The sequence below is a fragment of the Actinomadura rupiterrae genome (genome assembly GCF_024172125.1).
Lineage (GTDB): Bacteria > Actinomycetota > Actinomycetes > Streptosporangiales > Streptosporangiaceae > Spirillospora > Spirillospora rupiterrae.
In genome coordinates, this window is sequence record NZ_JAMZEA010000003.1 from 692,265 (window position 1) to 704,565 (window position 12,301).

11 protein-coding genes and 1 pseudogene are annotated in these 12,301 nt (G+C 73.0%); 10 read left to right on the forward strand and 2 right to left on the reverse strand.

The window, feature by feature from the left end; genetic code table 11:
* Window positions 1-35: 35 nt before the first annotated feature.
* From FHU30_RS11920 to FHU30_RS47010, 4 genes are read left to right on the forward strand one after another with little or no spacing between them, the layout of a single operon-like run.
* Window positions 36-764 (forward strand): ABC transporter ATP-binding protein, encoded by a 729-nt coding sequence (locus FHU30_RS11920; RefSeq protein WP_308211273.1) that lies wholly within the window; start codon window positions 36-38, stop codon window positions 762-764.
* Window positions 761-1,504: an ABC transporter permease gene (locus tag FHU30_RS11925; protein WP_253874918.1), complete on the forward strand. Its 744-nt coding sequence runs from the start codon at window positions 761-763 to the stop codon at window positions 1,502-1,504. Before FHU30_RS11920 ends, FHU30_RS11925 begins: the two co-directional genes overlap by 4 nt.
* A 19-nt stretch (window positions 1,505-1,523) precedes the next feature.
* Window positions 1,524-2,183, forward strand: a complete 660-nt coding sequence (locus FHU30_RS11930) for a response regulator (RefSeq protein WP_253874920.1) — start codon at window positions 1,524-1,526, stop codon at window positions 2,181-2,183.
* Between the two features lie 8 nt (window positions 2,184-2,191).
* Entirely contained in the window at window positions 2,192-3,358 is a 1,167-nt protein-coding gene (locus FHU30_RS47010) for a sensor histidine kinase (RefSeq protein WP_253874922.1), read from the forward strand.
* 2 nt (window positions 3,359-3,360) lie between these two features.
* Here FHU30_RS47010 and FHU30_RS11940 read toward each other — a convergent pair whose 3' ends face one another.
* Window positions 3,361-4,353, reverse strand: a complete 993-nt coding sequence (locus FHU30_RS11940; protein WP_253874924.1) for a helix-turn-helix domain-containing protein — start codon at window positions 4,351-4,353, stop codon at window positions 3,361-3,363.
* Window positions 4,354-4,412: 59 nt separating this feature from the next.
* Between FHU30_RS11940 and FHU30_RS11945 the strand changes: the two genes are divergently transcribed.
* A complete protein-coding gene (locus FHU30_RS11945; protein ID WP_253874926.1) occupies window positions 4,413-5,651 on the forward strand; it encodes an MFS transporter in 1,239 nt (412 codons plus the stop codon).
* Window positions 5,652-5,871: 220 nt separating this feature from the next.
* Here FHU30_RS11945 and FHU30_RS11950 read toward each other — a convergent pair whose 3' ends face one another.
* Window positions 5,872-7,182 carry a KamA family radical SAM protein gene (locus FHU30_RS11950; RefSeq protein WP_253875321.1) on the reverse strand — a complete coding sequence of 437 codons (1,311 nt, stop codon included), beginning with the start codon at window positions 7,180-7,182 and terminating at the stop codon, window positions 5,872-5,874.
* Window positions 7,183-7,909: 727 nt separating this feature from the next.
* Between FHU30_RS11950 and FHU30_RS11955 the strand changes: the two genes are divergently transcribed.
* From FHU30_RS11955 to plsX, 5 genes and pseudogenes are all read left to right on the forward strand, one after another.
* Complete coding sequence (locus tag FHU30_RS11955) at window positions 7,910-8,671, forward strand: DUF998 domain-containing protein (protein WP_253874928.1); 762 nt, start codon at window positions 7,910-7,912, stop codon at window positions 8,669-8,671.
* The gene (locus FHU30_RS11960) at window positions 8,668-9,576 is read left to right on the forward strand and encodes an alpha/beta fold hydrolase (RefSeq protein ID WP_253874930.1); all 909 of its coding nucleotides are present in this window, start codon (window positions 8,668-8,670) and stop codon (window positions 9,574-9,576) included. Before FHU30_RS11955 ends, FHU30_RS11960 begins: the two co-directional genes overlap by 4 nt.
* A 146-nt stretch (window positions 9,577-9,722) precedes the next feature.
* A complete protein-coding gene (locus FHU30_RS11965) occupies window positions 9,723-10,073 on the forward strand; it encodes a hypothetical protein (protein WP_253874932.1) in 351 nt (116 codons plus the stop codon).
* A 122-nt stretch (window positions 10,074-10,195) separates the two neighbouring features.
* Window positions 10,196-10,597 carry a hypothetical protein gene (locus FHU30_RS11970; RefSeq protein WP_253874934.1) on the forward strand — a complete coding sequence of 134 codons (402 nt, stop codon included), beginning with the start codon at window positions 10,196-10,198 and terminating at the stop codon, window positions 10,595-10,597.
* 177 nt (window positions 10,598-10,774) lie between these two features.
* A pseudogene (gene plsX, locus FHU30_RS11975) lies at window positions 10,775-11,866 on the forward strand (phosphate acyltransferase PlsX); the annotation flags it as partial.
* Window positions 11,867-12,301 lie beyond the last annotated feature (435 nt).

Genomic DNA, 12,301 nt, shown 5'->3' on the forward strand with positions numbered 1-12,301 from the left:
GACAGTCGTCCTGCGGGTTGAGGGACTGTGGGGCGATGTGCTCTCGGCGGGGCGGTGTGAGCGTTGGGGGTGTGATCGAAGTTGATGGGTTGACGAAGCGGTACGGGGCGGTTTCGGCTGTGGACGGGGTTTCGTTCGTGGCGCGGCCTGGGGTGGTGACGGGGTTTCTGGGGCCCAATGGGGCCGGGAAGTCGACGACCATGCGGATCTTGCTCGGGTTGGCTTCGGCGGATTCTGGTCAGGCGCTTTTGAGTGGGCGTAGCTATCGGGAGATCGAGCGGCCCTTGTGCGAGGTGGGGGCGCTTTTGGAGTGTGCGGCGCCGCATCGGGGGCGGAGTGGGTACGCGCATCTGCTGTGGCTCGCGCGGTCGCATGGGATCGGGGTGCAGCGGGTTCGGGAGGTGCTCGGGCTCGTCGGGTTGGAGGACGCGGCGCGGCGGCGGGTCGGCGGGTACTCGCAGGGGATGCGGCAGCGGCTCGGGCTCGCGGCGGCGCTGCTCGGCGATCCCGGGATCGTGGTCCTGGACGAGCCGGCCAACGGGCTCGATCCGGAGGGGATCCGGTGGTTGCGGGGGTTGTTGCGCGGGCTCGCCGGAGAAGGGCGGACGGTCCTTGTTTCCAGCCACCTGATCGGTGAGGTCGCTCGGACGGCCGATCGGCTTGTCGTCGTGGCGCGCGGGCGGCTGGTCGCCGATGCGGACACGGCCGATTTCACCGGCGATCTGGAGGACGAGTTCCTGCGGCTGACGGGCGGTGCGAGGTGATCGATGCGGTGCGGGCCGAGCTGCTCAAGCTGCGGAGCGTCCGGGGGCCGGTGATCGCGCTGGCGCTGGTGCCCGTGATCAGCATCGGGGTCGGGGCGCTGGACGGGTGGTCCGGACGGCGGGCGATGGACGCGCACAACCCGCTGCTGCGGCCGGACTTCACGGCGCAGCAGGCGGGGTTCGACGGCGTCCAGTACGGGATGCTCGCGCTGATCGCGTTCGGCGTGCTGGCCGTGTCCGGGGATCCGCTCGGGCCCGCGCTGCTGGCGGTGCCGAGGCGCGCGCGGTTCCATGCCGCGAAGCTGGCCGCGATCGCGGTGGTGGCGCTGCCGGTCGTCGCGTTCTCGGTGGTCGGGTCGGACCTCGCCACGCAGATCGCGCTTGGGCCCTACGGGAAGTCGTTGGGGGCGGACGGGGTGCCGCGGTCGTTGGCCGGGGCCGTCCTGTATCTGATGCTCATGTGCCTGTTCGCGGCCGGGTGCACGGTGATGGCGCGGAACGCGCTGGTGCCGCTGGCTGTGTTGTTGCCGCTGGTCACGGTGGGGTCGCAGCTGATGTCGGTCGCGCAGTCGAGCCGGTACGCGGCCGATCTGCTGCCGGACCGGGCGGGGGCGCAGCTGCTGACCGTCCGGCCGGAGCATGATGCGCTGGGGCCCGCGCTCGGGGGTCTGATCCTGGTGGCGTGGGCCGTTGCGGCGATGGTCGGCGGGTTGGCCGTGTTGCGGCGGCGGGACGTCTGACAGTTACGCTTTCGGGCATTTGGGAGGCGTTCTGAGCGAGTCGGTCCGGGTTCTTATCGCGGAGGACCAGGCGTTGCTGCGCGGCAGCTTCCGGTTGCTCGTCGACTCCGCGCCGGGGCTGGAGGTCGTCGGCGAGGCGGGCGACGGCGAGCGTGCGGTCGAGCTGGCGCGGCGGCTGCGTCCGGATGTGGTCCTGATGGACGTCCGGATGCCCGTCCTGGACGGGGTGGAGGCGACCCGCCGGATCTGCGGCGACCCCGAGGCGGGCGGCGCGCGGGTGCTCGTGCTGACCATGTTCGACCTGGACGCGTACGTGTTCGCGGCGCTGCGCGCGGGCGCGAGCGGATTCCTGTTGAAGGACACGCGTCCGGCCGACCTGCTGGAAGGGATCAGGGTCGTGGCGTCCGGGGAGAGCATGCTCGCGCCGTCGGTCGCGCGGCGGCTGGTCGAGGCGTTCGCGCGGCGCTCGGAGGTCGCGATCGACGGCATCACGGATCGGGAGCGGGACGTGTTGAAGCTGGTCGCCGAGGGGCTCAGCAACACCGAGATCGCCGAGCGGCTCCGGCTCGGCCTCCCGACGGTGAAGACGCACGTCGGACGGCTGCTCAGCAAGCTGCACGCCCGCGACCGCGCCCAGCTCGTCATCATCGCCTACGAATCCGGACTGGCCGGACGATGAAGCGGGACGTGCCGGTGGCTTTCGGCCTGGCCGTTCTGCCGCCGCTGGCCGGGCTCCAATCGCTGAGCGCCTGGGCGTGGATCGTGTCGGTGGCGGCGGCGTTGCCACTGGTAGTGCGGCGGCGCTGGCCGGTTGCGGCGTTCGCCGTGTCGGCGGCGGTGTCCGTCGCCGGGATCGCGGTGGGAGCGGGCGCGTTCCTCGCTGCGGCGCTCGCGCTCTACACGGTCGCGTCCACGCGGGACGCGCCGCGCGGGCCGTCCACCGGGCTCGTCGGCGGGTTCAGCGCGGCGGGGGCGGTGGCGCTGGCCGCCGTGGGCGCTCCGGCGGGCACGTTCGCGAGCGCCGTGCCGCGCGGGCTGCTCGGGCTGGTGCTGCTCGGCGGCGCGTGGACGGCCGGACGGGCCGTCCACGAGCGGCGGCGCAGCGCCGAGCGCGAGATCGAGCGCGCCCGGATGGACGAGCGCCTGCGCATCGCGCGCGAGATGCACGACGTCGTGACGCACGGGATGGGCCTCATCGCCGTCCAGGCGGGCGTCGCGAACCACGTCGTCGGCGAGCACCCGGAGGAGGCGCGGCGGGCGCTCGCCGTGATCGAGGACGTCAGCCGCAGGTCGCTCGGCGAGATGCGGGCGATGCTCGGCGTCCTGCGCGGCGAGGCGGACGAGGCCGCCCTCGAACCCGCACCCGACCTCTCCGACCTGCCAAAACTCGTCCAGGACGCCGGGGCAGAACTGGAATTCGACACGTCCGGCCCGCAGAACGAAGCACAGCCCGCCCCGGACGGCGCGCCCTCCGGGATGCGATTCGACGCGGACGGCACGCCGTCCGGAGGGCGGCTTGGTACCGACGGTGCGGCGGACGGGGTCCGACTCGGCGTGGACGGGGTGCCGTCTGGGGTGCAGGTTGCGGCGTTTCGGATTGTTCAGGAGGCGCTGACGAATGTGCGGCGGCATGCGGGGGCGGCGGCGCGCTGCCGGGTCCGTGTCCACTCTCGGCCAGGGCGGCTCGACGTGGAGATCCGCGACACCGGGACCGGGGTGTCGGGTGTTCGGGCGGCGGGTGGGGGTTTCGGGCTGGTCGGGATGCGGGAGCGGGCGCTGGCGCATGGCGGGGAGTTCGAGGCCGGGCCGGTGGACGGCGGCGGGTTCGCCGTGCGGGCGACCTTGCGTTACTGAGGTCAGTGGACGAGTTCGGGGCTGAGGAGCGCGTCGCCGAGTTCGGTGCGGCGGTACAGGACGGACCGTCCGTAACGGTCCCGGGCGACCAGGCCGGAATCGCGCAGGACGGCCAGGTGGTCGCCGACGCAGCCGAGGCTCAGGTTGAGCAGGGCGGACAGCCGGGTCGTGGTGGTCGGCTCGTCCAGGGTGCGCAGGACGTCGGCGCGGGTGCGGCCGATGAGCTTCGGCAGGCCGTCGTCGGGCGGTGCGTCGCGGGACCAGAGGTTGGCGACGCCGCGCGCCCGGTAGGACAGGGTGTTCTGCCAGGGCGGTTCGGTGGAGTAGCCGAGGCCGGCGAAGACCGACGGCAGGAAGAGCAGCCCGCCGCCGTTCAGGGCCGTCCGGGAGTCGTTGAGTCCGACGAGCTCGATCGTCCCGCCGGTCTCGGACGGGTGCCAGCGGACCCGCGGGGACAGCCCGGCGAGGGCTTCGGCCCACCCGTAAACGGCGAGACGACCTGCCCGGTAGAGCAGGTCCCGCTCGAAGATCGTCCGCATCGCGGGCCATTCCGGCGCGATCAGCGCGGCGAACGCCCGGCCGAGGCCCTCGGCGAGCAGTTCCACGACGTCCGGGGCGTCCAGGACGGACCGGACGCCGCGGTCCGGCTCGGGCAGCCCGGCGCGGTTCTGCGCCAGCTCGTGCCGCGCCAGGTCCAGCGGCGTGGCCCTGACCTGCGCGAGCTGCTCCTCGATCGAGATGTGCACGCGCTCGGGCGGCGGCGTGACGAAGTCGGTCATGTAGCCCTGGCGGCGGCGCAGGTAGACAAGCGCGCGGACGGCCGGGTCGTCGAGCAGCGACCGGAACACAGGCCGGACGCGCTGAACCCACGGCCCGAGCGGCCCGAGGGCGTGCCGGCCCGACACCACGCCGAGCGCGCTGTTCACCTCTACCAGCGGAGACACCGCGAACCGCGACGCGGTGACGTCCCCCGGACCGACCTCGATCCACGCCATGTTTCGCTCCTGCCCGAAAGCTTAGCCTGGACGGCCACCTGCCCGCGAAGGTGCGGTTCGTGACGACGACTCCTACTACGTCCCCCGCCACCGTCGCCTACCGCGACATCTTCGCCGTCCGCGAGTTCCGCGTCCTGTTCGCGCTCCGGGTGATCCTCGTCGGCGGCGACATGGTGCGGATGCTGGCGCTGTCCGTGCTGGTCTACCAGCGCACCGGATCGTCGCTGCTCGCGGCGCTCGCCTACACCGCCGAGATGTTCCCCTACGTCATCAGCGGCGCGTTGCTGCTCTCGCACACCGACCGGCTGCCGCCGCGCCGCCTGCTGGTCGGCGTCTACCTGGTCCAGTCGGCGACCTCGGCGGTGCTCGCGCTGGACGTGCTGCCCGTCGGCGGCACGCTCTGCGTGATGTTCGCCCTCGGGCTGCTCATGCCGCTCGCGTCCGCGTCCACCTGGGCGATGCTCAGCGAGATCCTGCCCGGGGAGGGCGGCTACGTGCTGGGCCGGTCCGTCTTCACCATGACGGCGGGCGGCGCGCAGATCGCCGGGCAGGCGTTCGGCGGGCTGATGATCGCGGCGGTCGGGCCGTCCAGCACGCTGTGGATCTCCACCGGGACCGCCGGGTGCGCCGCCGTGTTCGCGCGGATCGGACTGGCCGCCCGTCCGCCGCGGGTCGAGGGCGACCGCGAGGACGGGGCCGCGCGGGAGACCTGGCGGGTCAACCGGGCGCTGCTCCGCGACCCGGTGATCCGCGGGACGCTCCTCGCGATGTGGCTGCCCACGGCGCTCGCGACCGGCGCGGAGGGCGTGGTGATCCCGTACGCCGCGTCCATCGGGAAGCCGGAGCAGGCGGGTTTCGTGCTCGCCGCGATCGCGGCCGGGATGCTGCTGGGCAGCTTCGTCGTCGGACGGTTCGTCCCGCTGGCGCTGCGCGAGCGGATCGGCCTGCTGCTGGCGGTGCTGAACGGCGCGCCGCTGGTCCTGTTCGCCCTCGAACCGGGCATCGCGATCGCCTGCGTGCTCGGGCTGGCGGGGGCGGCCGGGCTGAGCTACGAGCTGAGCATCCAGCAGCGGTTCGTGGACGCCGTCCCGGAGGAGCGCCGCGGCCAGGCGTTCGGCCTGCTCACCACCGGGACGATGACCCTCCAGTCCGGCGCGATGGCCGGTGCGGGCGCGGTCGCCGAGGGCCTCTCCCCCGGCCTCACGATGGCGATCTTCGGCGGGGCGTCGGTGTGCGTGGCCCTCTCCCTGGCCCGCCACCTGCGCTGGAGCCCGCCGGCCGCGGTCGTCGCCGACTAGAACCCGCCGGCCGGGAGTCGTTGGTCCGGGCCGTTGATCACGGGCTGTTGCCTGAGTCGTTGCCGACCGGGGAGATCCGCCCTGGACTCCCCGGTCGCACCCGTCGGATTCCGCCGTGGGAATTACGGTCCCGGAGTTACCGGCTGGGAGTTACGTGCCCGGAGTTCCGGTCCTGGAGTTACGGGCCGGAAATTACCCTCCGGGAGTTACGCGTCCGGAATTACGCCTCGAACGGGAACTTGGTGTCGAAGGCGGGCTTCAGGTCGTCCAGCCAGACCGCCTCCGGGTCGTACTTGGCGTAGAAGGGCCGGTTCACCAGCGACGAGTCGCGCGCCTGGATGAAGTGCAGCGCGAAGACCTTCTCGCCGAACAGGTCCAGGACGCCGTCCACGCAGACCTTGCCGGGCGTCGCGGACATGGACGGGCCGCGCACCGTCCGGGAGAGGCCCGACACGTTCGCGTAGGCGTCCCGGAAGATCTCGTAGGCCTCGCCCAGCGGGACGGCGAAGTAGTCCTGCGGTCCCGTGTCGCGCTCGACGAACATGTAGTAGGGCACCAGGCCCATGCGGGTCTGGGTGCGCCACATGTCCTCCCAGACCTTCGGGTCGTCGTTGATCGTGCGGATCAGCGGGGCCTGCGTGCGGATCACCGCGCCGGTGTCCTGGATCCGGCGGCACGCCTCGGCGACCATCAGCGGCTCCAGCTCGCGCGGGTGCGTGAAGTGGGCCATGAACGCCAGGTTCTTGCCGGACCGGACGACCTGCTCGAACAGCCGCAGCATGTCGTCGGCGTCCGGGTCGGTGACGAACTTCTGCGGCCAGTACGCCAGCGACTTGGTGCCGATCCGGATCGACTCCAGCTGCTCCAGGTCGAGCAGCGGCTCGACGTAGCGGCGCATCACCGGCTCGCCCATGATCATGGCGTCGCCGCCGGTGAACAGGACGCTGGTCACCTCGGGATGCGCGACCAGGTACTCGCGCAGCTGCGCCGGCCCGTCCCCGGCCATCTTGAGGTCGGGCTCGCCGACGAACTGCGCCCAGCGGAAGCAGTACGTGCAGTACGCGTGACAGGTCTGCCCCTGCTTGGGGAAGTAGAGCACGGTCTCGTCGTACTTGTGCTGCAGGCCCGGGATCTTCCCGTCGCCGAAGGTCGGGATGTTCAGCTCCATCTGCCCCGCCGGATGCGGGTTGAGCTTCATCCGCACCGCGTGCGCGGCGGCCTCGACCTCGGCCTTGGGCGCCTCCCGGCGCAGCAGGTCCGAGAGGTGCGCGACGTCCGCCTCCGGCAGCATGTCCTCCTGCGGGAAGACCAGCCGGTAGATCGGGTCGTCCGGCGCGGCGGACCAGTCGATGAGCTCCTCGATGACGTAGGCGTTGGTACGGAACGGCAGGACGGTCGCCACCGCCCGTACCGCCAACTGCTGGTCCGGCGTCAGTCCGGCACGGGCGGTCAGCTCGTCCAGATGCTTCGCCGTGAAGGCGCGGAACTTGCGACCAGTGGATCGCGTGCCGGGAGCCGCGTCGTTCACCATCGTCACGTGTGGGTACTCCTTGAGTTCAGCGGGGATGCGGGCACCGCGCCCGGGGGACGGTGATCGTCCTGGAAGCCGTACCCGCCGGGGGGTTCACTTCGTCACGGACAGTCATCGGTCGGGTCCGGGCCACCCCCATTGAAGCGCCGAAAATCGGTTCATGCCGAATGGATACCCCCTAACCGGTACAAAGATGCAGGTCAGCGGCAGACCACCGCAGCCGTCCGGGCCAGGAGCCCCGCACCGCCACCAGATACAACGATTACGCGGCGTAAAAGTGGCGAGCCGGTCCGCCTGCCTATGCTGGTGGGGAGATACTTGCGAAGGGAACGCCCGGTGCGAGCGGGGCGTTCGACGCAGTACGGACGAGCAGGACGGACGACTCCGCGCGGGTGACCGCGAGCACCCAGTGCCGATGGCCGCGACCGACGCTTGAGGGGGGCCGGTGAAAGCGACCGGGCACGACACGCCGAACAGGCCGGAGCGGACACCCCAAGCCGACACGGACAGTCAGGACCGCCCGCCCCAAACCGGGACGGACCGACAATATCGGACACCCCAGGCCGATACGGACGGTCAAGGCCAGGCGTCCCGAGCGGACGGTCAAGGCCGGGCGTCCCGAGCCGGGACGGACGGACGAGGCCAGGCCACCCAAGGCGGTAGGGACGGGCAAGGACGGGCCGTCCAGGCCGGTACGGACGCGGGGGATCGGGTATCGAAGGCCGACATGGCCGCGCACGAGCACGTCCCCCACGCCGCCCCCCACGGACGCGACCGCTTGCCGACCGGGGTGGCGCCGCTGTTCGCGGCGGTGCTCGCGGCCGTGGCCGGGGTGAGCTACGCCACGTTCATGCTGGAGCACCTGCTGAGCCCCGCGCTGGACGTCGTGAACGGGTACGTGAGCGAGCTGTCCGCGCGCGACCAGCCGTACCACCTGGTCTACAGCGGCGGCGACCTGGTCACCGGGGTGCTGTCGATCATCGTCGCGGGCACCGCGCTGGCCACGCTGCGCCGCCGGTTCTGGAGCACGCTCGGCTGGGGCTTCCTCGGGCTGTTCGGGTTCTGCGCGATCGGCGACGCGCTGTTCCCGCTGGACTGCGCGCCCAGCCTGGAGACCCGGTGCGCGCTGCGCGAGCGCGCCGACCAGGTGTCGTTCTCGCACTCCTTCCACTCGGTCACCAGCAGCGCGGTGATCGCCTGCGGTGTCGCGGCGCTGCTCACGCTGTCCATCGCGGCCCGCCGGTACGGCTGGTGGCCCGCGCTGGCCCGGTTCGGCTGGCTGCTCGCGGTCACCGAGACGGTGTTCGCGCTCGGCACCGTGGCGGCGATGCTGGCCGGCGAGTGGCTCGGCATCCTGCAGCGGATCCAGATCATCATCCTGTGCCTCGGCCTGCTCACGATCGCGTGGGCGCTGTGGACCGACTGGCGGACCGCGTGGCGCGCGCCGCACCGGCCGCCCGTCCGGGCGAAGGAGAAGACGGCCCTGTGACGAGCGAGCGGACTTCGGTGGACCCCGGCGGGACGGACGGCCCGGTCGCGCCGGGCGGACGCATCGTGGCGGCGGGCGGCGAGCGGGTGCACGTCGTCGAGTCCGGCCCGCGGGACGCCCCGGCGCTGCTGCTCAGCACCGGCCTGGGCGGCGCCTGGTTCGACTGGGAGCCGGTCATCGGCCTCGTGGGCGACCGGTACCGGGTGATCGCTTTCGACCGTCCAGGGCTCGGGCTCAGCCCCGCGGCGCGGCGTGCGGCGAGCCTGCGGCGGGACGTGGACGTCCTCGCCGACCTCGCGCGCATGAGCGGAAGGCCGGTCACGGTCGTCGCGCACTCGATGGCCGGGTTCCACGCCGAGGCGCTGGCCCGCCTGCATCCCGAGCTCGTGCGCGCGCTCGTCCTGGTCGATCCGAGTTGCGAGGAGCGGGTCAACTGCGCGGGGTTGCGCATCAGCGCCGCCGTTCACCCGGTGCTGCGCGCGACCGGCGCGGGTCTTGAGGCGACACGCCTTTCGCGGGTGATCGGGCCGTTCGGGCGGCGCGTCACGCTGAAACAGGTCACCGCGCGGGACGAGCCGGTCTCGCGGGACGTCGTCCGGTCCGTTTACGGGCGCGGCGCCGTGCTCGGCACCGTCCTGGCGGAGGACGTCGCGTACCGCGAGGCGGCGGCCGACCTGCTGGCGCTGCGCGCGCGGCGGCCGCTTCCGGACATCCCGCTGGAGGTGCTGACCGCGCTCGGCGACGCGGGCGACGGCGCCGAATGGTCGGGCTGCCACCGCCGCCTCGCCGGGATGTCCCCGCGCGGCCACCAGGTGGACCTTCCGGACTGCCCGCACATGGTCCAGTTCGACCGTCCCGACGCGGTCGCGGACGCGGTCGACCGAGCCCACGGAGCAACCCCGTGACCCCGGACGCCCGCCCCCAGCCCCCGGCGCGCGATCGAGGTCAGGCGCCAGCGCGCGTCCGGCCACAGCACCCGGCGCGCGGGCGGGATCGGGGCGTGGCGTCTGCGCGGCGGGGAGCGCGCGGGTGGGGGCGGCGGGTGGGTGTGATGTTGGTCGCGTCCGCGGCCGTGGTCGCGCTGGGCGGATGCGGCGTGATGCAGCGGATCTCCGAGGGCGCCTACCGGAACGCCGTGGCGGACGGGGCGTCCGCCGACCTGCGGGCCCGGGGCGTCCGGCTGGAGGGGCGTCCGGCGTGCCAGACGCCGCCGACCGGCGCCTTCGCCGAGGTCCGCATCGACTGCACCGCGCGCACCATCGAAGGCGAGCCCGTCGAGATCAGCGGGACGGTCAGCGACGCCGACTCGTCCACCCCGCGCGAGCGGTACCAGGTGACCGTCGGCGGGCGGCTGCTGATCGACCGGGACTGCCTCGGCACCGGCTGCAAGCACTCGGCCTGACCTGCGCTTTCGCGACAGGACGCGCCGGGTCGCGGGTGAAGGGCGCGCAACGAGTCCGCATGATCGACAAAAATCGGGGCGGCGGAGGCGTGCCCCGGCGGCCCAGCGGTGACGCTACAGCCGTGAAGATCACGCGGATGAAAGCCCTGGTCATGGGCACGGTAGCCGTCACCGTCACCGTCGTCGCCGCCGGTGTCGTCTACCTGACCTTCTTCAACGGCAAGGAACTGCGCTACAAGACCCAGAACGCGCTGCGGGCCGGGACCGCGCGCTCCGGCGGGACCGAGCTGGCCCGCCGCGGCGTCGCCCTCACCTCCGGCCTGACCTGCGCGGACGAACCCGGCTGGACGAAGCGGAAGATGCGCGTCACCTGCACCTCCACCACCGCGGACCACCGCCCGGTGCAGGTGATCGGGGCGGGCGAGGACGAGACGCAGGCGCAGTACTACACGATCCTGGTCGGCGGACGTCCGATCGTGCAGAACGCCGACTGCCTCGGGACGGACTGCCGCAAGAAGCACTGATCCGGAGGCGGGCGGGCGGCCCGTCCCCTGCGGGGGGCCGGGGCGGCGGGGGCTCGGCGATCGCTGGATACCATGCGATGAGCTGCCGCGTCGCGGTGCGGCGCGTCTCTCCCCGTCCCTTCTGGAGTGCTGATGACCGGCAAAGGCGAGCAGGCACGGCCCTCGCCGGCCGGCGGCATCCGCCCCACGCCGGACGCGCGCGCACGCGAGGCCCGTCCTGACGCGCGCGCACGGGAGAACCGTCCCAGACCGGCGCCGATCGCCGTGGACACCATGGGCGGCGACCACGCGCCGGAAGAGATCATCGACGGCGCGGTGGCCGCGTTCCGCGAGCACGGTGTCCGGGTCGTCCTGGTGGGGCAGGCGCCGCGGATCCGCGCCAGGCTCGACCTGCTCGGCATCGCCGGGGAGATCCCGATCGTGCACGCGGACGAGGCGCTCGACATGGGCGAGGGCGCGCTCGCGAGCTGGCGCAAGCCGCGCTCGTCGGTCGCGATCGCGTGCCACCTGGTCAAGCAGGGCCGCGCGTCGGCGCTGGTGTCGGCGGGCTCGACCGCGGGCGTGGTCGCGACGTCCCGGCTGCGGCTGAAGGCCCAGCAGGGCGTGATGAAGCCCGCGATCGCGGTGACGCTGCCGACGCGGCCGCGGCCGACCGTCCTGCTGGACGCGGGCGCCACCGCCGACGTGAAGCCGGAGACGCTCGTCCAGTTCGCCGCGCTCGGCACCGCCTACGCGCAGATCAGGCTCGGCCTCGCGCGCCCGCGCGTGGGGCTGCTCAACATCGGATCCGAGGCGGGCAAGGGCAACAAGCTCGCCAAGCGCGCGCACGAGCTGCTGGTGTCCGGCCACCACGGCGTCGAGTTCGCCGGGAACGTCGAGGGCCACGACCTGCTGGCGGGCCGGGTCGACGTCATCGTCACCGACGGCTTCACCGGCAACGTCGCGCTCAAGACGCTGGAGGGCACCGTCCGGACGGCGTTCGCCGAGATCCGCGAGGCGGTCACCTCGTCCCGGACGGCCCGCGTCGGCGCGCTGCTCCAGCGCCGCAAGCTCACCGAGCTGCGCGACCGGCTCGACTCCGACACCTACGGCGGCGGCGTCCTGCTCGGCCTGAACGGCACAGTGATCATCGCGCACGGCGCCGCCAGGGCCCGCGCCATCACCTCCGCCTGCCTGCTCGCCCACGAGCTGGCCGCGGGCCGCATCGTCGAGCGCATCCGCGACCAGGTCGCCGCCACGAAGACCTCCCGCTTCCCCCGCTGGTCCCACAACGACCGGGACACCCCCAAAGACCCCCGCGAAGCCAAGGATTCACGCGCAGGCAGGCAGTCGCGCGAAACCCCCGACACCAAGGAACCCCGCGACCCCGGCGAAGGACGCGACTCCGGCGAAGGACGCGACCCCCAGGACGCCCGCGAAACGCGCGACATCGTCGAGCCCCGCGACACCGTCGGCCCCCGCGACGCCGCCGGACCCCGCGGCACCATCGAGCCCCGCGACGCCGCCGGAAAGACACCGGACGCCGGACAAGCGCGGGGAAATTCTCGGGGGGATGCACCCAACGTTTCCGGAGCGTCACCCGTTGTAGAGGGTGAGGACGGGCGCGGGGAGGGCTCGGACGGCGAGGCGGCGGGGCGGCCGGTGCCGGGGCGCTCGGGCGAGCGGCCCGACCGGGGGGCCGGGGGGCGCTGAGCACCCCGCGGT